Here is a 24600-nt window from a genome sequence, read left to right on the forward strand (position 1 = left end):
GGAGCGTCATGATGAGTGTCGATGAAAAACGTATCCGCGAATTTGCCTACCAGATCTGGGAATCTGAAGGCAAACCAGAGGGTGAGGAGGAGCGCCACTGGGACATGGCCCGCAAGCTGGCCGAGGCCGAAGCGCTCGCGCCCAAGGCAGCGCCACGCAAAAAGGCAGCGGCCAAGCCCAAGGCGCCTGCAGAGCCCAAGGCGGCAGCGTTGCCGGGGGGCAAGCCGGCTGTAGCCAAGAAGCCCCGGGCGGTGAAAAAGCCGACTGCGGGCTGAGCCTGTTCCGGCCTCTTCGCGGGCAAGCCCGCTCCTACAGGGAGCGGGCTTGCCCGCGATGAGGCCACCCCTGACCCACCGCTAACCTCTTCCCTACGGCTATCCGAGGACTGCCATGAGCCCCCGCACCCCTAAGAAAACCCGCTCCATCGCCCCATCCCGCCTGCGCGAGGGCATGCCGTTTCCGCTCGGCGCCACCTGGGACGGCCTGGGGGTCAACTTCGCCTTGTTCTCGGCCAACGCCACCAAGGTCGAGCTGTGCTTGTTCGACTCCACGGGCGAGCAGGAACTAGAGCGCATCGAGCTGCCCGAATACACCGACGAGATCTACCACGGCTACCTGCCCGACGCTCATCCGGGCCTGGTGTATGGCTACCGCGTCTACGGCCCCTACGAGCCAGAGAACGGCCACCGCTTCAACCCCAACAAATTGCTCATCGACCCCTACGCCAAACAACTGGTCGGCAACCTGAAATGGTCGGAGGCGCTGTTCGGCTACACCATCGGCCACCCCGACGGCGACCTGTCGTTCGACGAGCGCGACAGCGCGCCCTTCGTGCCCAAGTGCAAAGTCATCGACCCGGCGTTCACCTGGGGCCGCGACCAGCGCGTGCAGATCCCATGGGAACGCACCATCATCTACGAGGCGCACGCCCGCGGCATCAGCATGCGCCACCCGGCAGTACCGGAAGAGCTGCGCGGCACCTTCGCCGGCCTTGCCAACGACGAGCTGCTCAAGCACATCAAGGACCTGGGCGTATCGAGCATCGAACTGCTGCCGATCCATGCCTTCGTCAACGACCAGCACCTGCTCGATAAAGGCCTGAACAACTACTGGGGCTACAACAGCATCGCCTTCTTCGCGCCGCACCCGCGTTACCTTGCCAGCGGCAAGATCGCCGAGTTCAAGGAGATGGTGGCGCACCTGCATGACGCGGGCCTGGAGGTGATTCTCGATGTGGTCTACAACCACACCGCCGAAGGCAACGAGCGCGGCCCGACGCTGTCCATGCGCGGCATCGACAACGCCTCCTACTACCGGCTGATGCCCGACGACAAGCGCTACTACATCAACGATTCCGGCACCGGCAACACCCTGGACCTCAGTCACCCGTGCGTGCTGCAGCTGGTCACCGACTCGCTGCGCTACTGGGCCGGCGAGATGCATGTGGACGGCTTCCGCTTTGACCTGGCGACCATCCTCGGCCGTTACCACGACGGTTACAGCGAGCGCCACGGCTTCCTCGTCGCCTGCCGCCAGGACCCGATGCTCAGCCAGGTCAAGCTGATCGCAGAACCCTGGGATTGCGGCCCCGGCGGCTACCAGGTAGGCAATTTCGCCCCCGGCTGGGCAGAGTGGAACGACCGCTTCCGCGACACCGCGCGCGCGTTCTGGAAAGGCGACGAAGGCCAGCTGGCCGACTTCGCCGCACGCCTGACCGCCTCGGGCGACATGTTCAACAACCGCGGCCGGCGGCCCTACTCTTCCGTCAACTTCATCACCGCCCACGATGGGTTCACCCTGCGCGACCTGGTGTCCTACAACAACAAGCACAACGAAGACAACGACGAGAACAACCAGGACGGCACCGACAACAACCTGTCGTGGAACTGCGGCGCCGAAGGCCCCACCGACGACCCCGAAATCAACGCCCTGCGCATGCGCCAGATGCGCAACTACTTCGCTACCCTGCTGCTGGCCCAAGGCACGCCGATGATTGTCGCCGGCGACGAGTTCAGCCGTACCCAGCATGGCAACAACAATGCCTATTGCCAGGACAGTGAAATCGGTTGGGTCAACTGGGACCTGGACGAGGACGGCAAGGACCTGCTGGCCTTCGTCAAACGCCTGACCCGGTTGCGCCTGGCCTACCCGGTGCTGCGTCGTTCACGCTTCCTGGTCGGCGACTACAACGAAGCGATCGGGGTCAAGGATGTCACCTGGCTGGCGCCGGATGGCAACGAGATGAGCGTGGAGCAGTGGGAGGATCCGCACGGGCGCTGCCTGGGCATGCTGATCGATGGGCGAGCGCAGGTGAGCGGGATTGCACGGCCGGGGTCGGAGGCCACGGTGCTGCTGATCGTCAACGCCCACCACGATGTGGTGCCGTTCCTGTTGCCGGCGGTGCCGGAGGGGGATTACTGGAGCTGCCTGGTGGATACCGACCGGCCTGAACTGCGCAAAGGGCAGCATCTGCAGTTCGATACCACCTTCGAGGTCAAGGGGCGTTCGTTCCTGTTGATGGTGCTGCAGCGCGAGGAAGAGTGATCCGGGAATTCACCGGTAACCCTTGCCAGTAAATTCACAGACTGGAAGCGGCGCGGCAAACGCACGTTGGGTTTGCCGCGCGACCCGCACGAAGCGTTCGTGCGCCACTACGGCCTGCTCGCGCCGCACCTTTGATGCAACCTTGGACGCACCTTTGCGACCATTCGCCACTGCCTGATGGGGCCCGTCTTTGCAATGATTCGGCATAGCCACCGCGGGGGAAATAGCGAAGCTCGCTATACCTGAGTCAATTGCACAGGTAATCAACAAGATAGCTCACGGGACACGCCATGAACGGTCCGTTCACGCTTTCTTGACGCAAGCCCCTCCCTCCTCTTAGCTGAACATTATCACTAGCAGTAAAACGTAGCGCCGGGCCTCTAGCCCGCGCCTTCGTGCGCGCTTGCGAAAGCTGGCGTGCCGGTTCTGGTCGCCCACTGTTTTTGCCGTACAGCTCGTGACGACAGGCCAGTTACTTGGGCTGTACAACAAAAAAAAACAGGAGATCCGCCATGAAAAGAGCCTCGAATCCGTTGCGCTTCGACCGTATTTTCTACGCGGTTTCCACGTCGATGCTTCTGGCAACCCCGGTGGAAACCTTTGCCTTCGAACTGCAGGATGACCCCAGCTCGCCCCTGTTCTTGCAGCAACCGGCGATGCCGCAGCTGTCGCTCGACCCCGTTAGCGCGAGCGGCGTGAGCCTGGGCACGCTGGCCGCGTTCAGCGACAAGATGGGCGATCGCCATGGCCAGGCCGCACCCGACTTGATGGCCAGCCAATGGATGCAATTTTTCCCAGGTACCGCCCGGCCTGGGGCACAAGCACCCGACCAGCTCGAAGCGCCCAGTCAGCAACTGATGATCGGCCCTGACCTGTTCGTGCGCGAAACCGGCGGCGGCAATGTGCACCGCGCAGGCATCTTCGTCGGCCATAACAACCTGCAAAGCAGCTTGAACGGCAGCCGCCCGCTGCTCGGCGACAAGCAGCGCAATGCCGTCAACCTCAGCGGCGAGAGCCTGGGGGTGTACTGGAGCATGACCCATGAGCAGGGTTGGCACCTGGATGCCGTGGCCATGGGTTCGCGCATCGATGTGCTGGGCCGTGGCGAGAGCGGCCAACGGCTGGACGACAGCGGCCACGCGATGACCTTCTCGGTGGAGGGTGGTTACCCGATCCGCCTGGGTGGCAGCTGGGTGATCGAGCCGCAGGCCCAGTTGATCAACCAACAGTTCTTCCCCGGCAATCAGGTGCAGGAAGAGACGCTGCAGGCGTTCGACAGCCAGCCGACCTGGAGCGGCCGGGTCGGTGCCAAGTTGTCCGGGCGCTACGAAGTGCGAGGGATGCCGATCGAGCCCTATGTGCGGACCAACGTCTGGTATGACTTCAGCAACGCTGACGAGGTGAAGCTGGACCAAGTCGACAAGATTTCCGGCTCGCGGTATTCGACCACGGTGGAACTGGGCTTGGGCCTGGTGGCGCGGGTGACGCCGTCGGTGGCGCTGTTTGTGAGTGCCGATTACAGCAGTGATGTGGATGACAATGATTTGAATGGGTTGATTGGTAGCCTGGGTGTGCGGATGCGGTGGTAGACAGGCACGGCCCTATCGCGGGCAAGCCCGCTCCTACAGGTAAACCATTGGGCCTGAGGGCAGCTGGGTATCTGTAGGAGCGGGCTTGCCCGCGATAGGGCCGGTTCAGGCAACTTATCAGGCCGGCTTCATCACCAATACCCCCAGCGGCGGCAGGTTCAGAGCCAGCGACAGCGGTTGCCCATGGCTGGCAATGTCATGACTCTCCACCGCACCCAGGTTGCCCACGTTCGACCCGGCATACAGCTCGGCATCACTGTTGAGCAACTCCTGCCAACGCTCACCGAACGGCACACCAATGCGATACCCCTCACGCGGCACCGGCGTGAAGTTGGCCACCACCAGCAGCGGCTCGCCATTGCTGCTCCAGCGCAGCCAGGCAAACACGCTGTTGTGCGCATCATCGCCAATCAGCCACTGGAAGCCCTGCGGCTGGCAGTCTTGCTCGTGCAGGGCCGGCAGGTCGCGGTACAAGCGGTTGAGGTCGCCCACCAGGCGTTGCACGCCTTGGTGCTCGGGGTACTGCAGCAGGTACCAGTCCAGTTGGTGATCATGGTTCCACTCACGCCACTGGCCGAACTCGCAGCCCATGAACAGCAATTTCTTGCCCGGGTGCGTCCACATGAACGTCAGGTAGGCGCGCAGGTTGGCAAACTTCTGCCAGCGGTCACCCGGCATCTTGTCGATCAACGAATGCTTGCCGTGCACCACCTCATCGTGGGAAATCGGCAGGATGAAATGCTCGGAATACGCATAGATCAGGCCGAAGCTCATTTCGTTGTGGTGGTGCGCACGGTGCACCGGGTCGTTCTGGATGTAGTGCAGGGTGTCGTGCATCCAGCCCATGTTCCACTTGTAGGCAAAGCCCAGGCCGCCCTGCTGGGTCGGCTGGCTGACGCCCGGCCAGGCCGTGGATTCCTCGGCGATGATCAGCGCGCCCGGTGCTTCGTGCGCGGCCACGCCGTTGAGGTGGCGGATGAAGTCGATGGCCTCGAGGTTCTCGCGCCCGCCGTGGCGGTTTGGCACCCATTCGCCGGCCTTGCGCGAGTAGTCGCGGTACAGCATCGAAGCCACGGCATCGACGCGCAGGCCGTCGATGTGGAAGTGCTTGAGCCAGTGCAGCGCCGAGGCCAGCATGAAGCCGCGCACCTCGTTGCGGCCCAGGTTGTAGATCAGCGTGTTCCAGTCCTGGTGGAAGCCTTCCAGGGGGTTGTCGTATTCGTACAGGGCCGTGCCGTCGAAGCGTGCCAGGCCATGTTCGTCGGTAGGGAAATGCGCTGGCACCCAGTCGAGGATCACACCGATGCCGCCCTGGTGGCAGGCGTCGATGAACGCGGCGAAATCTTCCGGCGTGCCATAGCGTGAAGTCGGCGCGAACATCGACAACGGCTGGTAACCCCAGGAGCCGCCAAATGGGTGCTCCATGATCGGCAGCAGCTCGATGTGGGTGAAGTTGAGCTGCTGCACGTAAGGCACAACGCGCTCGGCCAGCTCACGCCAGTTGTAGAAACGCGACACTTCGCCCAGGTCGTCCAGCTCGCACTGCCATGAGCCCGGGTGCAGCTCGTAGATCGACAAGGGTGCGCTGTAGGCGTGACGCTGTGCGCGGTGCTCCATCCAGTCATGGTCTTGCCATTGATGGCCCAATGCACCCGCTACCTTCGACGCCGTGCTGGGCGGCAACTCGGTGGCGCGGGCCAGCGGGTCGGCCTTCAGTGGCAGGATGCCGTCCTTGCCCAGCACCTCGTACTTGTAGGTTTCCCCCACAGCCAGGCGGGGGATGAACAGCTCCCACACCCCGGCGCCGTGGCGCAGGCGCATCGGGTGGCGGCGACCGTCCCAGTTGTTGAAGTCGCCCACCACCGACACCCGCCGCGCATTCGGCGCCCACACCGAGAAGCACACGCCATCGACACCATCAACCTGGGTTGGCTGCGCGCCAAAACGCCCAGACAGGTCGCGATGGTTGCCTTCGGCAAACAGGTGCAAGTCCATGTCGCCCAGTTGCGGGCCGAAGCTGTAAGGGTCTTCGGTGACCTGCTCGCCACCGGCCCAGCCGATCTGCAGCAGGTACGGCTGTGCATCATCCAGGTGCGCGGTAAACAGGCCCGGCAGGCTACCCTGTTCCATTTCGGCCAGCACACGCCCGTCTTGCCGGGCGAGCACACGCGCATTCAGGGCAGCCGGCAAGAAGGCGCGAACCCAGAAGCCACCCGCACCATCGCCGTGGGGGCCCAGTACTGCAAAAGGATCGGCGTGCTCGGCGCGGGCAAGGGCATCGAGCTCCCGCTGCCGAAGGCCACCGTTGTCACGCGTAGTTGCATTCATCTATGACTCTCCCCAGGTACTGATCAATCCATGCAGGCCATGCAAAGGCACGGCCAGCCAACTCGGCCGGTTTTCGGCTTCATACGTGATTTCGTAGGCGGCCTTCTCCAGGCAGAACAGTTCCAGTGCGGCGCGCTCGCCCTCGGCCTGTTGCCAGGCGTGGGGCATGGCGGCGGTGGCCAGGCCGTAGGCTTCGACGAAGGCATGACGCGACTGGTGCAGGTACTGCCGGGCGACCCGCTGACGAGCCTGCCGTGCTGCCTCGGAAAGGTCTACCGCCGAGGCGCTGCGCAGGATCATCGCAGCAGCATAGTCGAAGGAACGCAACACGCCGCTGACATCCTTGTATGGGCTGTGTTTTGCGCGTCGCTCGTCCAGCGGCCGTGAGGGTTCGCCCTCGAAATCGATAAGGTAGGCATCGCCCTGCACCACCAGCACCTGGCCCAGGTGCAGGTCGCCGTGCACGCGCATCAGCAGGCCGCCCTGGGCCTGGCTGGCGAGGTTGGCGATGTGCTGGGTCAGGCCGTCGCGTTGCTGCTGCAGGTCGTCAACCAAGGCCTGGCTGTCGCTGTCCAGGCTGTCCCGATGCTGGGCCAGCAGGTCGAGGGCATGGTTGAGCTCGGCACTGATCTGGCGCGCCCAGCGCTCGCTGTCTTCGCCATCGCTGGCCCGTGGCTGGAACGCAGGGTCTTTGCTCGGCGCCGCCAGCAGCAGGTGCATCTCGCCCAGGCGCTGCCCGAGCAAGGCGGCAAAACCGTTGAGCTCGGCCAGGGCGTCGGTGTGCGCTTCAGGGTCGTTGCTGGCCGGCTCCATCTCGTCGCGGATGGCCCGCTCCAGGGTGTTCTGGGTCCAGGCCCAGGCATCGCCCTGGTTGCTCAGGTAGCCTTGGGCGATCATCAGCAGGTGCGGGGCATCCGCTTCATCCACACGGCTGACCCAGGCCAGCAACGGCGATATGTTGGTAAAGCCGCCAGCGGTCAGGTAGGCGCTCATTTCCAGTTCCGGGTGAATACCCGGGTTGACCCGGCGGATCAATTTGAGCACCACGCGATCAGCCACCACCACTGAGCTGTTGGACTGCTCGGCGCTCAAGTAGCGCACTGCGCTGTCCTCATCGAGCCCAAGGCCGGCGAGCTGATCGGTGCACTGGAAGCGCAACTCGCCCTGGCCGTTGCCGCACGGCAATCGCACGCCCTCCTGGCAGGCCCGCAACACGGCGCGAATGAACGGCTCAAGCACGAAGGCATCGGTGATCAGGCCAACCTGGCGGCCGCGGCGAACCCGCGACAGCGCCAGCTGCTGCGGCAAGGCGGTGTTGATCTGCTCTTCGGGGAGGAACCCGAACGGCAGCTGGTACTGGTTGGCCACGCCATCCCCAAGCACCTCGATTTCGCTGAGCAGCACGGGCGTAGTGGCCGTGCCAAAGCGCACGCCGTAGCGCAGGCGTACCTGGTCGATGGGCCCTTCCTTGCCGGCGAACCAGCGGCGCTTGGGCAGGTATTGCGGCAGGATCGCGTCTTGCAGAATGTCGCGGGAAGGAGCTTCAAGCAGCTCTTCCATACGTTTGCGCAGCACTAAAGTGGTCAATTCCGGCAACCCCTCGGTAGGTTGAACGTGCCAGCTGGGCATGCGGTCGTGCGCTGCCAGCAGGAACCAGTAGAAGGCATAGGGCGGCAAGGTCAGCAGGAACGGCAACTGCCCGATGGGTGGGAAGGCGCTGCCGCCGAGCATCTCGACCGGCACCTTGTCGGCATACTGCGACAGTTCCAGTTCCGCCGCCTGGGCCGCGCGGGAAACGTTGGCAACACACAGGATGACTTCATTGTTGCCAGCGTCATCGGTGTATTCGCGGATGTACGCGAGGATGCGCCGGTTGCTCGGCGTCAGCGTGCGCAAGGTGCCGCGGCCGAACGCCTTCTGCTGGTTGCGCACCGCCAGCAGGCGGCGGTTCCAGTTGAGCAGCGAATGCGGGTCGTGGGACTGCGCCTCGACGTTGACCGTCTGGTAGCCGTACAGCGGGTCCATGATCGGTGGCAGCACCAGGCGCTGCGGGTCGGCCTTGGAGAAGCCGCCGTTGCGGTCGGGCGACCACTGCATGGGGGTGCGCACACCGTCGCGGTCACCCAGGTAAATATTGTCGCCCATGCCCAGTTCGTCGCCGTAGTACAGGGTGGGCGTGCCTGGCATCGACAACAGCAGGCTGGTGAGCAGCTCGATACGCCGCCGGTCACGCTGCAGCAGCGGTGCCAGGCGGCGGCGGATGCCGAGGTTGATACGCGCACGGCGGTCCTCGGCGTAGTAGTTCCACAGGTAGTCGCGCTCGCGGTCGGTGACCATTTCCAGGGTCAGCTCATCGTGGTTGCGCAGGAAGATCGCCCACTGGCAATTGGCAGGGATTTCCGGGGTCTGGCGCAGGATGTCGGTGATCGGGAAGCGGTCTTCCATGGCCAGGGCCATGTACATGCGCGGCATCAGTGGGAAGTGGAAGGCCATGTGACACTCGTCGCCGTCGCCTTCGCCGAAGTACGGGCGGGTGTCCTCGGGCCACTGATTGGCCTCGGCCAGCAACATGCGGTCGGGGTAGTTGGCATCGATCTCGGCGCGGATCGCCTTGAGCACGCGGTGGGTTTCCGGGAGGTTCTCGTTGTTGGTGCCGTCGCGCTCGATCAGATAGGGGATGGCATCCAGGCGCAAGCCGTCGACACCCAGGTCGAGCCAGAAGCGCATCACCCCGATGACGGCCTTGAGTACCTGAGGGTTGTCGAAATTGAGGTCGGGCTGGTGCGAGTAGAAGCGATGCCAGAAGTACTGGCCGGCAACCGGGTCCCAGGTCCAGTTGGACTTCTCGGTATCGAGGAAGATGATCCGCGTGCCGTCGTATTTCTGATCGTCATCCGACCACACATAGAAGTCCCGGGCCTTGCTGCCGCGCTTGGCCAGGCGCGCACGCTGGAACCACGGGTGCTGGTCGGAGGTGTGGTTGATGACCAGTTCGGTGATCACCCGCAGGCCGCGCTTGTGGGCTTCGGCGATGAAGCGCCGGGCATCGGCCATGCTGCCGTAGTCGGGGTGCACGGCTTTGTACTCGGCGATGTCATAACCGTCGTCGCGCCGTGGCGAAGGGTAGAACGGCAGCAGCCAGAGGGTGTTGACGCCCAGTTCGGCGATGTAGTCGAGCTTGCTGATCAGGCCTGCGAAATCACCGATGCCGTCGTTGTTGGCATCGAAGAACGACTTGATGTGCAGCTGGTAAATCACCGCGTCCTTGTACCACAGCGGGTCGTCGATGAAGGCTGCCGGGCGTGAACGCTTGGCCATGGGTGACTCCTTTCAATTCTGCAACACCGTGTGATTAGCTGGGGGCGCTGTGCGCCCCATTCGCGGGGCAAGCCCGCTCCCACAGGATCAGCGCTGGCCTTGTGGGAGCGGGCTTGCCCCGCGAATGGGCGCGCAGCGGCCCGCTATCTGGCCTTCTCGATGCGCCAGATGCCAAACGGCTGATGCCAGGGCTCGATGCGCATCCATTGGGTCTTGCCGTGCCAGGTCCAGCGGTGGCCGTTCATCAAGTCTTCGCCCAGGGTATCGGCATCGTCATCCAGGCCCAGCTCCCACAGCGGCAGCTCGAAATTGGCCTCCTGGGCGTTGTGCGGGTCGAGGCTGATCGCCACCAGGATGTAATTGTCGCGCTCGGGGGTGCGCTTGGCGAAGTACAGGATGTTGTCGTTCCAGCAGTTGAAGAATGCCACCCCAAGATGCGTTTGCAGGGCGCGGTTCTGCCGGCGAATACGGTTGAGCTGGGCGATCTCGGCGATGATATTGCCGGGCTGGGTGAAGTCGCGCGGGCGGATTTGGTATTTCTCCGAATCCAGGTATTCCTCTTTGCCCGGCAACGGCGCGCTCTCGCAAAGCTCAAAGCCCGAATACATGCCCCACAGCCCCGAACCCATGGTCGCCAACGCGGCGCGGATCAGAAAGCCCGCGCGCCCCGAGGTGTGCAGGAAGAACGGGTTGATGTCTGGCGTATTGACGAAGAAATTGGGGCGGTAGCACTGGCTCCACGGCGGCTGGTTGAGTTCTTCGAAATACTCGCGCAGCTCCTTTTTGGTGTTGCGCCAGGTGAAGTAGGTGTAGCTCTGCGCATAGCCGACCTTGCCCAGGCGCGCCATCATCGCAGGCTTGGTGAACGCCTCGGCGAGGAACAGCACATCGGGGTACTGGCTGCGCACATTGGCGATCAGCCATTGCCAGAACGGCAGCGGCTTGGTGTGCGGGTTGTCGACACGGAAGGTCTTCACGCCCTCCTCGACCCAGCCCACCACCACATCGCGCAGGGCCAGCCACAACGAAGGCACGGCCTCGGCGGCGTAAAAATCGACGTTGACGATGTCCTGGTACTTTTTCGGTGGGTTCTCGGCATAGCGGATGGTGCCGTCGGGGCGCCAGCTGAACCAGCCGGGGTGCTCTTGCAGCCAAGGATGGTCCTGAGAGCACTGGATGGCGAAATCCAGGGCGATTTCCAGGCCGTGTTCAGCGGCGGCTGCCACCAGGCGACGGAAGTCTTCACGGGTGCCCAGTTCCGGGTGAATGGCATCGTGGCCGCCTTCGGGGCTGCCAATGGCATAGGGGCTGCCCGGGTCGTTGGGCTCGGCCTGCAAGGCATTGTTACGGCCCTTGCGGTGCTTTTTGCCGATCGGGTGGATGGGCGGGAAGTACAGCACGTCAAAGCCCATGTCGCGGATCATCGGCAGGCGCGCGTGCACATCATTGAAGGTGCCATGTCGCTCGGCACTGTCAGTGATCGAGCGCGGGAACAGCTCGTACCAACTGGCAAACTGCGCGGCCGGGCGGTCGACGTCGAGGGGGAATTCGACGCTGCGGGTAAGGTAACTGCGGTGCTCAGCTTCGCTCATCAGCCGGCTTGCTTCAGGGCCGAGCAGCAATGCCACCTGATCATCCTGGGAAAGCTCGGGCAGCTGCGCCTGCAACCCCACGATCTGTTCGCGCAAGGCACCTTCGCTACGTTCTGCGCCCTTGCCCAGGAGCAAGCGGCCTTCTTCCAGCTCCAGCTTCACCTCCACGCCCGCGTGGTACTTGCGCTCCAGGTCATGGCAGTAGGTGGCGAACGGGTCGATCCAGGCCTCGATGCTGAACAGGTGCGGGCCCAGCTCGGTCGGGGTGAATTCGGCCAGCCACAGGTCATTGCCGGGCGACTGCATCGGCACGCAATGCCAGCGCCGGCTGTTGGCCTGGCGCCAATTGAGCATCACGGCGAGGCGGTCATGGCCGTCGCTGTAGACCTTGCAGCTGACCGCGACCGGCTGGCCGCTGATGGCCTTGGCGGCGAAGGTGCCGCCGTCGAGCACGGGGCTGCAGTCTTCGATCACGATGCGCGGCGCCAGCAGCGCCTGGGCCAGGCTGATGGCCTGGTCGGGGTGATCGTTCGCCATCGGTACGCTTTCGAAGGGCTCGTTACGCGACATCGGTCCTGGCTCCCTGGTGGCATTGGCGGTAAGGGTTCAGAGCCATCGTCTGCACGGGGGGTTCAAAAAAATTGAGCGAACGGCGCAGCCACGTATCAAAGCCTGCACCACTCTCTCATTTACCAACCCGCGAGGTGAGGCCATGAACATTCCCATTCCACCGGAGACCCCCGATCCCAACATCGACGACCCCAGCCTGCCGCCGCCCGTGCCGGAAGAAGACCCGGACGAGCTGCCGATCAAGCCGACGGTGCCGCCGACGGTGGGTGACCCGCCGAGTGATGAGCCACCGGTGAAGGTGTAAGGATAGACGAGGCAACTGGTAGTTCTGCCAGTACCAGAATCGTTTGGTTAGGCTGACGGCCCTTCGCGGGCAAGCCCGCTCCTACAGGCCTACGGTGTACGTGTAGGAGCGGGCTTGCCCGCGAAGGGCCGGCAGATTCAATGCATCAACCGACCGTTTCAATAGCCAGCTCCGCCACACTGATCTCCCTCATCCTGAACTTCTGCACCTTCCCGGTCACCGTCATCGGGAACTCCTCGACGAAGCGAAAATGCCGCGGCACTTTGTAATGCGCGATGCGCGCCTTGCACCAGCCGTGCAGCTCATCGGCCGTGGCGCTGTGCCCCGGGTGCAGCTTGATCCAGGCCACCACCTCCTCACCATATTTGCTGCACGGGACCCCGATCACCTGCGCATCGGCCACAGCCGGATGCGTGTAGAAGAATTCCTCCAGTTCACGCGGGTAGATGTTCTCCCCACCGCGAATGATCATGTCCTTGTTGCGCCCGACGATGCGCACATGGCCGTGCTCGTCCATCACCGCCAGGTCGCCCGAGTGCATCCACCCGGCCGGGTCGATGGCGTCTGCCGTGGCTTGGGGGTTGTCCCAATAACCGAGCATAACGCTGTAGCCGCGGGTGCAAAGCTCGCCAATCTCACCGCGCGCGACGATGCAGCCGTCCGCGTCCACCAGTTTGTTTTCCAGCTGCGGCTGGGTGCGGCCAACGGTGGTCACGCGCAGCTCCAGGTCGTCGTCCGGGCCGGTCTGCAGCGACACCGGGCTGGTTTCGGTCATGCCATAGGCGATCTGTACTTCAGCCATGTGCATCTGGTCGATGACCCGGCGCATCACCTCGATCGGGCAGGTGGCACCGGCCATGATGCCGCTGCGCAGGGTCGACAGGTCCATGCCTTGGCGGGCCGGGTGGTCGAGCATTGCGATGAACATGGTCGGCACGCCGTACAGGATGCTGGCTCGCTCCTCGGCCACGGCGCGCAGGGTGAGCTCGGCGTCGAAGGCGTCGTTGGGGTAGATCATGGTGCTGGCGTGGGTGATGCAGCCGAGGTTGGCCATGACCATGCCGAAGCAGTGGTACAGCGGCACCGGGATCACCATGCGGTCATGTGCGGTCAGGCCCAGGCTTTCGCCGACCATGAAGCCATTATTGAGAATGTTGTAGTGGCTGAGCGTGGCTCCCTTGGGCGCCCCGGTGGTGCCGGAGGTGTACTGGATGTTCACCGGCTGGTCGAATTGCAGGCTTTGCTGGCGGGCAGTGCAGGCATCGGTCGAGATCTGCCCTGCCCGCTCGGCCAATGCGTGCCAGGGCAGGAAGCCGGCAGGCGGGTTGGCGGCCAGGCTGATCACGCCGCGCAAGTCCGGCAGGCGCTCACTAACCAGTTCACCTGGCGTAGCGCAGGCCAATTCTGACACCAGTTCCTGGATCATGGCGTGGTAGTCAGATGTCTTGAAGGCATCGGCGCACACCAGCCAGCGGCACCCTGACTGACGCAACACGTATTCCAGCTCACCCACGCGATAGGCCGGGTTGATGTTGACCAGGATGGCGCCGACCTTGGCACTGGCCAGCTGCAAAATGCACCACTGGGCGCAGTTGGGCGACCAGATGCCGACACGGTCGCCGGTGTTCACGCCCAGGGCCATAAGCGCGCGGGCATGCACTTCGACCTGTTCGGCCAACTGCCGCCAGCTGTAGCGCAGGCCCTGGTGGCGCGACACCAGCGCCTCGCCATTGGCACAGCGGGCCACCGTGGCATCGAAGGCCTGGCCGATGGTCTGGGTCAGCAAGGCTTGGTCCTGGCGACCGCGGGTATAGCTCGGTTGACTCATGGGTGTCCCTTCTTGTGGTTGTTCTGGGCACGACTGAAGCAGGCGGGAATACTCTGGCGCAGATTTACGTTTACGTAAAGGTGATGAGGTGATTGACAGCGATTCAGGACAGGCTTACGTTAACGTAAAGGTGAAAACGATACCGCTCTTGGCGCTCGACCCCGCTCCCACAGGGGTGGGTGGTGAGCCTTTGAGCTACGGTGTTAGCCAATTTCAAGAACAAGAAGGTGCCCACATGCATTACCCCTCCCTGAACTTCGCCCTGGGCGAAACCATTGACATGCTCCGTGACCAGGTGCGCACCTTCGTCGCCGCCGAACTGGCGCCGCGCGCCGCGCAGATCGACCATGACAACCTGTTCCCCGCCGACATGTGGCGCAAGTTTGGCGACATGGGCCTGCTGGGTATCACCGTGCCGGAAGAATACGGCGGTGCGGGCCTGGGCTACCTGGCCCACGTGGTGTCGATGGAAGAGATCAGCCGCGCTTCGGCGTCGGTAGCCCTCTCCTACGGCGCGCATTCCAACCTGTGCGTCAACCAGATCAACCGCAACGGTAGCCACGCGCAGAAGCTCAAATACCTGCCCAAGCTGATCAGCGGCGAGCACATCGGCGCCCTGGCCATGAGCGAGCCCAATGCCGGCTCCGACGTGGTGTCGATGAAGCTGCGCGCCGAAAAGCGCGGCGACCGCTACGTGCTCAACGGCAGCAAGACCTGGATCACCAACGGCCCCGACGCCAACACCTACGTGATCTACGCCAAGACCGACCTGGAAAAGGCCGCGCACGGCATCAGCGCATTCATCGTCGAGCGCGACTGGAAAGGCTTCAGCCGCAGCAACAAGTTCGACAAGCTGGGCATGCGTGGCTCCAACACCTGCGAGCTGTTCTTCGATGACGTCGAAGTGCCGGAAGAAAACATCCTCGGCCAACTCAACGGTGGCGTGCGCGTGCTGATGAGCGGCCTGGACTACGAGCGCGTGGTGCTCTCCGGCGGCCCCACCGGCATCATGCAAAGCTGCATGGACCTGGTCGTACCGTACATTCACGACCGCAAGCAGTTCGGCCAGAGCATCGGCGAGTTCCAGCTGATCCAGGGCAAGATCGCCGACATGTACACCCAGCTCAACGCCAGCCGTGCCTACCTGTACGCCGTGGCACAGGCCTGCGACCGTGGCGAGACCACCCGCAAGGACGCCGCCGGGGTGATCCTGTACACCGCCGAACGCGCCACGCAAATGGCCCTGGAAGCGATCCAGATTCTCGGCGGCAACGGCTACATCAACGAGTTCCCGGCTGGCCGCCTGCTGCGCGACGCCAAGCTGTACGAAATCGGCGCCGGCACCAGCGAAATCCGCCGGATGCTGATTGGCCGCGAACTGTTCAACGAAACCCGCTGAGCACAAGGGACGGGCGCACATGGCTACCTTGCACACCCAGATCAACCCGCGTTCGGCTGAGTTCGCCGGCAACAGCGCGGCCATGCTCGAACAGGTCCAGGCCCTGCGCGGCCTGCTCGGCCACATTGCGCAGGGCGGCGGGCCGAAGGCCCAGGAGCGGCACACCTCGCGCGGCAAACTGCTGCCGCGTGAACGCATCGACCGCCTGCTCGACCCTGGCTCACCCTTCCTCGAAATCGGCCAGCTGGCCGCCCACGAGGTGTACGGCGAAGACGTGCCTGCTGCTGGGGTGATTGCTGGCATCGGCCGCGTCGAAGGCGTGGAATGCATGATCGTGGCCAACGACGCCACGGTCAAAGGCGGCTCGTACTACCCGCTGACGGTGAAGAAACACCTGCGCGCGCAGACCATCGCCCTGCAGAACCGCCTGCCGTGCATTTACCTGGTGGACTCCGGCGGCGCCAACCTGCCACGCCAGGACGAAGTGTTCCCCGACCGCGAGCACTTCGGGCGGATCTTCTTCAACCAGGCCAACATGAGCGCGCTGGGCATTCCGCAGATCGCCGTGGTCATGGGGTCGTGCACTGCAGGGGGCGCCTATGTGCCAGCCATGGCCGACGAAGCGATCATGGTGCGCCAGCAGGCGACCATCTTCCTGGCCGGCCCACCGCTGGTGAAAGCCGCCACCGGTGAGGTGGTGAGCGCCGAAGACCTCGGCGGCGCCGATGTGCACTGCCGCACCAGCGGCGTGGCCGACCATTATGCCGACAACGACGAGCATGCCCTGGCCCTGGCCCGGCGCAGTGTGGCCAACCTCAACTGGCACAAGCTCGGCAAGCTGCAGTGCCAGGCCCCGGTGGCGCCGCTGTATGGCGCCGAGGAGTTGTACGGCGTGGTGCCGGCCGACGCCAAGCAACCCTTCGATGTACGCGAGGTGATCGCGCGCCTGGTCGACGGCTCGGTGTTCGATGAGTTCAAGGCGCTGTTCGGTACCACGCTGGTGTGCGGCTTCGCTCACCTGCACGGCTACCCGGTGGCGATCCTGGCCAACAACGGCATCCTCTTCGCCGAAGCCGCGCAAAAAGGCGCGCACTTCATCGAACTGGCCTGCCAGCGTGGCATCCCGCTGCTGTTCCTGCAGAACATCACCGGCTTCATGGTCGGCAAAAAGTACGAAGAAGGCGGCATCGCCAAGCACGGCGCCAAGCTGGTCACCGCCGTGGCGTGCGCCCAGGTGCCGAAATTCACGGTGATCATCGGCGGCAGCTTCGGTGCCGGCAACTACGGCATGTGCGGCCGCGCTTACGACCCACGCTTCTTGTGGATGTGGCCCAACGCGCGGATTGGCGTGATGGGTGCCGAACAGGCGGCCGGGGTGCTGGCGCAGGTCAAGCGCGAGCAGAGCGAACGCAGCGGCCAGGCCTTCAGCGCCGAGGATGAAGCGCGGCTCAAGCAGCCGATCCTCGACCAGTACGAGCGCCAGGGCCACCCTTATTACTCCAGTGCCCGGCTGTGGGACGACGGTGTCATCGACCCGGCGCAAACCCGTGACGTGCTGGGCCTGGCGTTGTCCGCCGCGTTGAACGCGCCGATCGAACAGAGCCGCTTCGGCATTTTCCGGATGTGACCATGAGCGATTTCAGCACCCTAGAAGTGACCCGCGACCCGCGCGGCTTCGCCACCCTGTGGCTGAGCCGCGAGGACAAGAACAACGCCTTTAACGCCCTGATGATCCGCGAGCTGATCGTCGCCCTCGATCAACTGGCCGACGACGCGAGCCTGCGGTTTCTGCTGCTGCGCGGCCGTGGCCGGCATTTCAGTGCCGGCGCCGACCTGGCCTGGATGCAGCAATCGGCGCAGCTGGACTTCAACACCAACCTGGACGACGCCCGAGAGCTGGGCGAGCTGATGTACGCCCTGCACCGGCTCAAGGCGCCGACCCTGGCCGTGGTGCAAGGTGCGGCCTTTGGCGGCGCGCTGGGGCTGATCAGCTGCTGCGACATGGCCATCGGCGCCGAGGACGCACAGCTGTGCCTGTCGGAGGTTCGCATTGGCCTGGCCCCGGCGGTGATCAGCCCGTTCGTGGTCAAGGCCATAGGTGAGCGGGCCGCGCGCCGCTACGCCCTCACAGCAGAGCGCTTCAGCGGCGTACGTGCCCGTGAACTGGGGTTGCTGGCCGAGGTGTACCCGGCCGCCGAACTGGAGGCGCAGGTTCAGGCCTGGGTCGACAACCTGCTGCAGAACAGCCCGCAAGCGCTGCGCGCCACCAAAGACCTGCTGCGCGAAGTCGACGACGGTGAGCTCAGCCCGGCATTGCGCCGCTACTGCGAAAACACCATCGCCCGCATTCGCGTCAGCGCCGAAGGCCAGGAGGGCCTGCGCGCCTTCCTTGAAAAGCGCCAACCCGCCTGGCAAACCGTACACAAGAAGGAGCCGCGCCCATGAGCCGCCCCACACTGACCACCCTGCTGGTCGCCAACCGCGGTGAAATCGCCTGCCGGGTGATGCGTACAGCCAAAGCCATGGGCCTGACCACCGTAGCCGTGCACAGCGCCACCGACCGTGATGCGCGCCACAGCCGTGAAGCGGACATTCGTGTCGACCTGGGCGGCAGCAAGGCCGCCGACAGTTACCTGGTGGTCGACAAACTGCTCGCCGCCGCCAAGGCCAGCGGCGCCCAGGCCATCCACCCGGGTTATGGCTTTCTTTCCGAAAACGCAGGCTTTGCCCGCGCCATCGAGGACGCCGGCCTGATCTTCCTCGGGCCACCGGCCAGCGCCATCGACGCCATGGGTAGCAAATCGGCAGCCAAGGCGCTGATGGAAGCCGCCGGCGTACCGCTGGTGCCGGGTTACCACGGCGACGCCCAGGACCTGGAAACCTTCCGCGGCGCCGCCGAGCGCATTGGCTACCCGGTGCTGCTCAAGGCCAGCGCCGGTGGCGGTGGCAAGGGCATGAAAGTGGTCGAGGACGAAAGCCAGCTGGCCGACGCCCTCGCCTCGGCCCAGCGCGAGGCGCAGTCGTCGTTCGGCGATGCGCGCATGCTGGTGGAAAAATACGTGCTCAAGCCACGTCACGTGGAAATCCAGGTGTTCGCCGACCAGCACGGCAACTGCCTGTACCTCAACGAACGTGACTGCTCGATCCAGCGTCGGCATCAAAAGGTGGTGGAGGAAGCACCTGCGCCCGGGCTTTCAGCCGAACAACGCCAGGCCATGGGCCAGGCGGCAGTGCGCGCCGCCCAGGCCATCGGCTATGTCGGCGCCGGCACCGTGGAATTTTTACTCGACGCCCGCGGCGAGTTCTTCTTCATGGAGATGAACACCCGCCTGCAGGTGGAGCACCCGGTCACCGAAGCCATTACCGGCCTGGACCTCGTGGCCTGGCAGATTCGGGTGGCCTGCGGCGAGCCACTGCCGATCAGCCAGGCGCAGGTGCCGCTGATCGGCCATGCCATCGAGGTGCGCCTGTATGCCGAAGACCCGGCCAACGAATTTCTGCCGGCCACGGGCACCCTGGCGCTGTACCGCGAGTCGGCGCCCGGCGACGGCCGCCGAGTGGACAGCGGGGTCAGCGAAGGTGACGAGGTGTCGCCGTTCTACGACCCGATGCTCGGCAAGCTGATCGCCTGGGGCGAAAACCGCGAACAGGCGCGCCTGCGCTTGCTGGCGATGCTCGACGAATTCGCCATCGGCGGCCTGAAGACCAATATCGCCTTCCTGCGGCGCATTCTCGCCCACCCGGCCTTCGCAGCAGCCGAGCTGGACACAGGCTTTATCCCGCGTCACCAGGAGGTACTGCTGCCGGCGCCGCAACCGTTGCCCGCAGGCTTCTGGCAAGCCGCAGGTGAGGCCTGGTTACAGGGCCAGGCCGCGCAGCAGCGTGACGACGACAGCCGCTCGCCATGGGCCCAGCGCTCTGGCTTGCGCTTGGGCCTGCCGGCGCGCAGCAGCCTGCACTTGCGCAGTGGTGGTGAAAGCCAGCCGGTTGCCCTGGAGCACTACGCCGCCTCGAACTGGCAGCTGGACGGCGACCGCCTGGGCCATGACGATGGTGGCGTGCGCCGGCGTTACCTGGCGGTACGCCGGGGTGGCACGCTGTTTCTGCGCTGGGACGGCGAAATGCACGCCATCGAGGCGTTCGACCCGATCGCCGAAGCCGAGGCCGGCCACAGCCACCAGGGCGGCCTGGGTGCCCCGATGAACGGCAGCATCGTGCGCGTGCTGGTCGAGCCGGGCCAGGTGGTGGAAGCCGGTGCCGCGCTGGTGGTGCTCGAAGCCATGAAGATGGAACACAGCATACGCGCGCCCCATGGCGGGACGGTGAAGGCGTTGTTCTGCCAGGAAGGGGACATGGTCAGCGAAGGGACGGTACTGGTCGAATTGGCCGAATGACGTGAACCGGGGCCGCTTTGCGGCCCTTTCGCCGGCAAGCCGGCTCCCACAGGTAGATCGCCGCCCTTGAATTTGGCGGCAACGGCCTGGAACAAAAGCTTGAGGCGCTCACAATCCCTGTGGGAGCCGGCTTGCCGGCGAATGGGCTGCACAGCAGCCCCCGGCAATCTAGAAGGTGCCGTGCACCCGCACGACCACCCCCAGAAACTCACACCCGTCTTCACACACCAACGCCGGGTAGCTGCTATTGAGCGCCTTCAGGTAGCGCTCCCCGCCCTCCTCGGCCAGCTCACGCAGAATCGCCGACTTGCCAGGCTGGCGCGCAATCACCAGCCGCCCAGGCTCTGCGTCCAGCCCTGGGTCAACCAGAATGCGCATCCCCTGTGGCACGCTACGGCCGCTGGCCGTGCTCATGGCATCGTTTTCCACGGTCAGCCAGAACGCCTTGCCTTGCGCCAGGTATTCGGTCTGCTCGTAAACGGCCGGCTCCGTTGCTTCGCTGGCACCCAACTGGTCCCAGCCGAGCACCGGGTAACGAAAACACACGATGTATTGCATCAGGTCAACCGCATCGTCTGCGCCGTCCACCTCGTAGCGGGCGCTGTCCTCACCCAGCTGGCCGAGCACGCGCAATTGAAGGCTGACATGATAGTGCGGCATGCCCAGCTCGACGAACACCCGGTTCATCGAATCGACCTTGGGCTGACGCCGCTTGTTCACCCAATGGCCCACGCTGCCCTGGGAAACCCCAACGCGTTCGGCGAGCTGCTCCTGGGAGATATCGAGCTCCTCCATCCGGTCACGGACGAGGGCAATCCATTTATCCATATTCATCGCTGGCACGATACGGACTGCCTTCTTGCGCTCAATAAACATTCAGTATTATTTCTTTCCAAGCACATAAATACATCAGGTATTAATATCAACCAGGACCTTTTCCCTATTGGCATGCGCAGGTATCAGGATGAAACCACCGAAAAACGACGAAACAGAACTCGACAGCGAAGCGGCCCGCCGCGCCCTCGACTATTACCTCAACCCCAACCCCAACCGCCCCAGCGGGCACAACCGGATATGGACCCTGCACGAAGGTGTCACCTGCGAACAGGCCCAGGAGCACGCCATCGCCCTGCTCCGCTGCGCCGCCGCCACCGCCCACGAAACGGCCAGCCATCAGGAAGGCAGCCAACGCGAACTGACCTTTGCGTTGATGCACATGATGGACATGGCCAGGGCTCTGCTGGAGCACAAGGGCGCCGCACAGGCCGGGCTGTAAGCACAAAACGTTAGGGAGAGACGTGATGGCCTGGAACGGCCGAGGCCCCGAATGCCGGGACAAGGAAGCGCACCGGTAAAAGTTTTTTACCGAACGAGAGAAAAATCATTTGACTGGCAAATGATAACGATTATTATTGCACTCAGCTGATCGCGAGATCTGCTGGATAACCTGGAGCTTAGGTCGCTCTCAGATTATCTCCTCATCAGGCTAATCACGGTTTTTGACCCGGCTTTTTGCCGGGTCTTTTTTTTGGCTCTTCAGGCTAATGAAGATCGTTGATGGCGGCGATGATAGCAAAAGTGTGTCAGGGCGTGAATGCTCATTACAAAACTTTGCGGAATCAGCACTTGAGAATCAATCTCGTTTCGCCTACTCTGGTTTCGCATCACGGACGATGCCCCCATTTCCTCCCCTCTCGAGCAAGGAGCTGACCATGAGCCGCCTGCTGCTGCCCCTTGAGCACCCTAAGCCTTCAACCGGCAATGCAGCCGAGGATGCCTTGCTGCATGGGCTCAAACGCCTGCCTCGCCGTGTTCAGCAAGTATTCCTGCTCAACCGCCTTGACCAACTGGACTTCGCCACTATTGCCAGCCGCCTCGGCCTGCCTTTATTGAGCATCGAGCGCAATATGAACCAGGCCCTGCAAACGGCAAGCCCCGCTGGCGATCCCTTGGCCAGTATTGCTGGCCAGTGGTATGTGCGGCTGCAAAGCCCCGACGCAACCGCCTGTGAGCGCATCGATTTCCGCCGCTGGCTCGATGCCGACCCGGCCCACCTGCAAGCCTTCCATGACACCGAGCTGCGCTGGCGCAGCCTGCTGGCACCGGCACGCGAGCTGGGCCAGGATGGCTGGTACCGCCAAGGGCGCGCGGCGCTTTCGCTGGGTGGGTGCTCGATTGCGGTTGGGTTGGGTGTTGCTGCGCTGTTGCTGATGGGTTATTGGGCGTAGGCCTGCCGCAAGGTCCTCAGGGTCTATTAGATCGAGCGCCGCCCGCGCGGCGCATCGCGGCTAAAGCCGCTCCTACACATTTGTTGCAACATGGCCATGCCAGTCAGGCCATGGTTTTTCGCCTTGGCGCATGGTTGAAGACAGCGCCGGCCGCGCCAGCCGAAACATCGCGTCATGCTCACAAGGCTGACAACTATGGCCTATCAGGCCATGGCACGTTGCAACAAATGTAGGAGCGGCTTTAGCCGCGATGCGCCGCGCGGGCGGCGCTCGATTTGCGCATCACCGCAAAAGGCAAGACAGGCATCTAAGCGCCTCCCCCTGATCGCTCGTTGCTCTTCAAAAAATACAACAGCCACACCCCAGCCAAGCTGCTCGCCGTGAATACCGACGCCCTCGATCAGCCAACAGCTTCTCGAGATTAACCAGCATGCCACCCCGCACGGGCTGCACGGGCTTGTCAGGTAGCACTAAAAGGGACAGAGAAGTACAACCACCGCCAAGATACTGAAGATGTGAAAGCTTCCCTCCCACCCTAGATAGTGCTGCAACACAGCCCCCACCAAGGGTGATAACGAAATAAGCAAGCCACTCAGCGTAAGCTTTACAATACGTAATACATGTTGCTGCTTTTCAGGGTAACCATCTTGCACCAATACCTGACTCAAGACGAAGCTGCCGCACCCAACGGCTTGGATCAGACGAAAAATCATGAAGCCTTCGTAACCCTTGGAAAACAGGCAACCGAGCGAGCCTATTACCGAAACCGCAAGCCCTCCAATCAACAATGGCTTCCTACCGACCACATCCGACAGCGGACCAATGATTGCCTGCGAGATGGCTACGCCTATAGCAAAGATACTGACCGAGAAAGCGATGGTCTTGAGGCTGACATCAAAACTTGCTGCAAGGTCAGGAAAGGAAGGCAGGATGACATCTAAAGGAAAGACCCCGAGCAAACTGATCATCATAAGCAACACGACAAGATTATGCCCGAACGAGTCACAAGGCTTAGCCACAGCAGCATTCCAGCCGCGTTGTACCTTCTAGCTTACGAGATACAATTATTATTTTTTTCATCCCAACCCTTGAAATGATCCGTACTTTTGCGACCTCATCGTAGATTATTTGACAAGAGACACAAGCAGAACTATCGAAGGAAAAGTCAAAGCTACGCGTAGGAATTCTCTTAACAACTATTACATTTAACGATTCTTCCCACATAATATAGTTGCGCTCAACTTGCGAGGCCTTACCACGCAACCAAAGAGCAAGCCCCCGCACAAGAACGTTCTTCCAGGCCATCAAGGGGTGTACAGTACCCCCACAACAAAGCCCAAGGAGCCTCGCCAATGACCGTGACGCTGTCCCCCCTGCAGATCGACTGCGCTTTTGATTCCGGCAACATCCAGGTACTGGATGCCAGCAACCCGGCGCAGGTCCACCTGGCCATCCGCCCGGACACTCACAGCGGCCACTTCCAGTGGTTCCACTTCAAGGTCAGCGGCCTCACCCCCGGTCAGGTTCATCGCTTCAGCCTGGACAACGCCAGCGAGTCCTCCTACAAGAACGCTTGGGCCGGCTATAACGCCGTGGCCTCCTACGACCAGCACACCTGGTTCCGCGTGCCCAGCCAGTTCGACGGCAAGGCACTGGCCTTTGAAGTGAAGGCCGAGCAGGAGCAGATCTGGTTCGCCTACTTCGAGCCCTACCCACGCGCGCGCCACAACCAGTTGATCGAACGTGCCCAGCAAATCGAAGGGGTAGAGCTGTTGGCCCATGGCCGCAGCGTGCAAGGCCGCGACATCCCCCTGCTGCGCGCCGGCAACGGTGGCGCGGGCAAGCGCAAGCTGTGGCTGATTGCCCAGCAGCACCCGGGCGAGCATATGGCCGAGTGGTTCATGGAGGGTGTGATCGATCGGCTGCAAGCGAACGATGACGTCGTCAAGCAACTGCTGGCCAAAGCCGACTTGTACCTGATCCCCAACATGAACCCCGATGGCGCATTCCTTGGCCACCTGCGCACCAACTTCAAGGGCAAGGACCTCAACCGAGCCTGGCAGGATGCCAGTGTCGAGCTGAGCCCTGAGGTGTTCTTTGCCCAGGCGCAGATGAAGCAATATGGGGTGGACGCGTTTATCGACGTGCATGGGGATGAGGAAATCCCGCATGTGTTCACGGCGGCCTGCGAAGGCAACCCTGGCTATACGCCGCGGCTGGCCAAGCTGGAGGAGCAGTTCCGCAGTACGTTGTGCAGCGTTACGCCGGACTTCCAGACGAAGTATGGCTACACACGTGATGAGCCGGGGCAGGCCAACACCACGCTGGCGTGCAATGCGGTGGGGATGGCGTATGACTGCTTGTCGCTGACCCTGGAAATGCCGTTCAAGGACCACGATGATGCGCCCAACCCGGCGACCGGCTGGTCGGGTGAGCGGTCGAAGGCGTTGGCGGGGGCGGTGCTGGAAACCTTGCTGAAGATGGTTGACGATCTGCGCTGACAGTT

At 63.3% G+C, this 24600-nt stretch carries 17 protein-coding genes; 11 read left to right on the top strand and 6 right to left on the bottom strand.

Going from position 1 to position 24600, the window contains the following annotated elements; genetic code table 11:
- Positions 1-8: 8 nt before the first annotated feature.
- The 3 genes from ACNQPL_RS01675 (at position 9) to ACNQPL_RS01685 (ending at position 4133) form a co-directional block, all read left to right on the top strand.
- Positions 9-275: a DUF2934 domain-containing protein gene (locus ACNQPL_RS01675; protein ID WP_416465541.1), complete on the top strand. Its 267-nt coding sequence runs from the start codon at positions 9-11 to the stop codon at positions 273-275.
- Positions 276-390: 115 nt separating this feature from the next.
- Positions 391-2544: a glycogen debranching protein GlgX gene (gene glgX, locus ACNQPL_RS01680; RefSeq protein ID WP_346612085.1), complete on the top strand. Its 2154-nt coding sequence runs from the start codon at positions 391-393 to the stop codon at positions 2542-2544.
- A gap of 512 nt (positions 2545-3056) precedes the next feature.
- A complete protein-coding gene (locus ACNQPL_RS01685) occupies positions 3057-4133 on the top strand; it encodes an autotransporter domain-containing protein (RefSeq protein ID WP_416465543.1) in 1077 nt (358 codons plus the stop codon).
- A 117-nt stretch (positions 4134-4250) separates the two neighbouring features.
- Here ACNQPL_RS01685 and glgB read toward each other — a convergent pair whose 3' ends face one another.
- The 3 genes from glgB to ACNQPL_RS01700 all read right to left on the bottom strand — a co-directional run bounded on the left by glgB (position 4251) and on the right by ACNQPL_RS01700 (position 11941).
- On the bottom strand, positions 4251-6461 hold the full coding sequence (glgB, locus tag ACNQPL_RS01690; RefSeq protein WP_416465545.1) for a 1,4-alpha-glucan branching protein GlgB: 2211 nt from the start codon (positions 6459-6461) through the stop codon (positions 4251-4253).
- Entirely contained in the window at positions 6462-9779 is a 3318-nt protein-coding gene (gene treS, locus ACNQPL_RS01695; RefSeq protein ID WP_416465547.1) for a maltose alpha-D-glucosyltransferase, read from the bottom strand.
- A gap of 143 nt (positions 9780-9922) precedes the next feature.
- Positions 9923-11941 (bottom strand): alpha-1,4-glucan--maltose-1-phosphate maltosyltransferase, encoded by a 2019-nt coding sequence (locus ACNQPL_RS01700; protein ID WP_416465549.1) that lies wholly within the window; start codon positions 11939-11941, stop codon positions 9923-9925.
- 142 nt (positions 11942-12083) lie between these two features.
- Between ACNQPL_RS01700 and ACNQPL_RS01705 the strand changes: the two genes are divergently transcribed.
- Positions 12084-12245 carry a hypothetical protein gene (locus tag ACNQPL_RS01705; RefSeq protein ID WP_008089933.1) on the top strand — a complete coding sequence of 54 codons (162 nt, stop codon included), beginning with the start codon at positions 12084-12086 and terminating at the stop codon, positions 12243-12245.
- A gap of 145 nt (positions 12246-12390) precedes the next feature.
- Here ACNQPL_RS01705 and ACNQPL_RS01710 read toward each other — a convergent pair whose 3' ends face one another.
- The gene (locus tag ACNQPL_RS01710; protein WP_416465551.1) at positions 12391-14073 is read right to left on the bottom strand and encodes an AMP-binding protein; all 1683 of its coding nucleotides are present in this window, start codon (positions 14071-14073) and stop codon (positions 12391-12393) included.
- 235 nt (positions 14074-14308) lie between these two features.
- On the opposite strand from ACNQPL_RS01710, the gene ACNQPL_RS01715 reads away from it, so the two are divergent.
- Genes ACNQPL_RS01715 through ACNQPL_RS01730 form a run of 4 tightly spaced genes read left to right on the top strand, consistent with a single transcriptional unit; the run spans position 14309 to position 19866 of the window.
- Positions 14309-15472, top strand: a complete 1164-nt coding sequence (locus ACNQPL_RS01715) for an isovaleryl-CoA dehydrogenase (protein ID WP_346612079.1) — start codon at positions 14309-14311, stop codon at positions 15470-15472.
- A 19-nt stretch (positions 15473-15491) separates the two neighbouring features.
- The gene (locus ACNQPL_RS01720) at positions 15492-17099 is read left to right on the top strand and encodes a carboxyl transferase domain-containing protein (RefSeq protein WP_416465553.1); all 1608 of its coding nucleotides are present in this window, start codon (positions 15492-15494) and stop codon (positions 17097-17099) included.
- A 2-nt stretch (positions 17100-17101) separates the two neighbouring features.
- Entirely contained in the window at positions 17102-17917 is an 816-nt protein-coding gene (locus tag ACNQPL_RS01725) for a gamma-carboxygeranoyl-CoA hydratase (RefSeq protein ID WP_346612077.1), read from the top strand.
- A complete protein-coding gene (locus ACNQPL_RS01730) occupies positions 17914-19866 on the top strand; it encodes an acetyl/propionyl/methylcrotonyl-CoA carboxylase subunit alpha (protein ID WP_346612076.1) in 1953 nt (650 codons plus the stop codon). Before ACNQPL_RS01725 ends, ACNQPL_RS01730 begins: the two co-directional genes overlap by 4 nt.
- 168 nt (positions 19867-20034) lie before the next feature.
- Here the strand turns inward: ACNQPL_RS01730 and ACNQPL_RS01735 are convergent, their stop codons facing one another.
- Positions 20035-20742 (bottom strand): S24 family peptidase, encoded by a 708-nt coding sequence (locus ACNQPL_RS01735; protein WP_346612075.1) that lies wholly within the window; start codon positions 20740-20742, stop codon positions 20035-20037.
- 88 nt (positions 20743-20830) lie between these two features.
- Here ACNQPL_RS01735 and ACNQPL_RS01740 point away from each other — a divergent pair, with 88 nt between their 5' ends.
- Together ACNQPL_RS01740 and ACNQPL_RS01745 are read left to right on the top strand one after the other, a co-directional pair.
- Positions 20831-21142 (top strand): DUF6124 family protein, encoded by a 312-nt coding sequence (locus ACNQPL_RS01740; protein WP_346612074.1) that lies wholly within the window; start codon positions 20831-20833, stop codon positions 21140-21142.
- A 436-nt stretch (positions 21143-21578) separates the two neighbouring features.
- The gene (locus tag ACNQPL_RS01745; RefSeq protein ID WP_416465557.1) at positions 21579-22094 is read left to right on the top strand and encodes a DUF4880 domain-containing protein; all 516 of its coding nucleotides are present in this window, start codon (positions 21579-21581) and stop codon (positions 22092-22094) included.
- A 470-nt stretch (positions 22095-22564) separates the two neighbouring features.
- On the opposite strand, the gene ACNQPL_RS01750 is transcribed toward ACNQPL_RS01745, so the two are convergent.
- Complete coding sequence (locus ACNQPL_RS01750) at positions 22565-23113, bottom strand: MFS transporter (RefSeq protein ID WP_416465559.1); 549 nt, start codon at positions 23111-23113, stop codon at positions 22565-22567.
- Between the two features lie 333 nt (positions 23114-23446).
- On the opposite strand from ACNQPL_RS01750, the gene ACNQPL_RS01755 reads away from it, so the two are divergent.
- Positions 23447-24595, top strand: a complete 1149-nt coding sequence (locus tag ACNQPL_RS01755; RefSeq protein ID WP_416465561.1) for a M14-type cytosolic carboxypeptidase — start codon at positions 23447-23449, stop codon at positions 24593-24595.
- Positions 24596-24600: the final 5 nt, after the last annotated feature.

The organism is Pseudomonas sp. LFS044, from assembly GCF_047978245.1.
Lineage (GTDB): Bacteria > Pseudomonadota > Gammaproteobacteria > Pseudomonadales > Pseudomonadaceae > Aquipseudomonas.

What these genes read in the sequence shown, in the direction of transcription:
- glgX (WP_346612085.1), top strand. Translation starts at nt 391, where the DNA reads ATGAGCCCCCGCACCCCTAAGAAAACCCGCTCCATCGCCCCATCCCGC.
- ACNQPL_RS01710 (WP_416465551.1), bottom strand. Translation starts at nt 14,073, where the DNA reads ATGAGTCAACCGAGCTATACCCGCGGTCGCCAGGACCAAGCCTTGCTG.
- ACNQPL_RS01730 (WP_346612076.1), top strand. Translation starts at nt 17,914, where the DNA reads ATGAGCCGCCCCACACTGACCACCCTGCTGGTCGCCAACCGCGGTGAA.
- ACNQPL_RS01675 (WP_416465541.1), top strand. Translation starts at nt 9, where the DNA reads ATGATGAGTGTCGATGAAAAACGTATCCGCGAATTTGCCTACCAGATC.
- ACNQPL_RS01705 (WP_008089933.1), top strand. Translation starts at nt 12,084, where the DNA reads ATGAACATTCCCATTCCACCGGAGACCCCCGATCCCAACATCGACGAC.
- ACNQPL_RS01725 (WP_346612077.1), top strand. Translation starts at nt 17,102, where the DNA reads ATGAGCGATTTCAGCACCCTAGAAGTGACCCGCGACCCGCGCGGCTTC.
- ACNQPL_RS01700 (WP_416465549.1), bottom strand. Translation starts at nt 11,941, where the DNA reads ATGTCGCGTAACGAGCCCTTCGAAAGCGTACCGATGGCGAACGATCAC.
- ACNQPL_RS01685 (WP_416465543.1), top strand. Translation starts at nt 3,057, where the DNA reads ATGAAAAGAGCCTCGAATCCGTTGCGCTTCGACCGTATTTTCTACGCG.
- glgB (WP_416465545.1), bottom strand. Translation starts at nt 6,461, where the DNA reads ATGAATGCAACTACGCGTGACAACGGTGGCCTTCGGCAGCGGGAGCTC.
- ACNQPL_RS01715 (WP_346612079.1), top strand. Translation starts at nt 14,309, where the DNA reads ATGCATTACCCCTCCCTGAACTTCGCCCTGGGCGAAACCATTGACATG.
- ACNQPL_RS01745 (WP_416465557.1), top strand. Translation starts at nt 21,579, where the DNA reads ATGAGCCGCCTGCTGCTGCCCCTTGAGCACCCTAAGCCTTCAACCGGC.
- ACNQPL_RS01740 (WP_346612074.1), top strand. Translation starts at nt 20,831, where the DNA reads ATGAAACCACCGAAAAACGACGAAACAGAACTCGACAGCGAAGCGGCC.
- treS (WP_416465547.1), bottom strand. Translation starts at nt 9,779, where the DNA reads ATGGCCAAGCGTTCACGCCCGGCAGCCTTCATCGACGACCCGCTGTGG.
- ACNQPL_RS01755 (WP_416465561.1), top strand. Translation starts at nt 23,447, where the DNA reads ATGACCGTGACGCTGTCCCCCCTGCAGATCGACTGCGCTTTTGATTCC.
- ACNQPL_RS01720 (WP_416465553.1), top strand. Translation starts at nt 15,492, where the DNA reads ATGGCTACCTTGCACACCCAGATCAACCCGCGTTCGGCTGAGTTCGCC.
- ACNQPL_RS01735 (WP_346612075.1), bottom strand. Translation starts at nt 20,742, where the DNA reads ATGTTTATTGAGCGCAAGAAGGCAGTCCGTATCGTGCCAGCGATGAAT.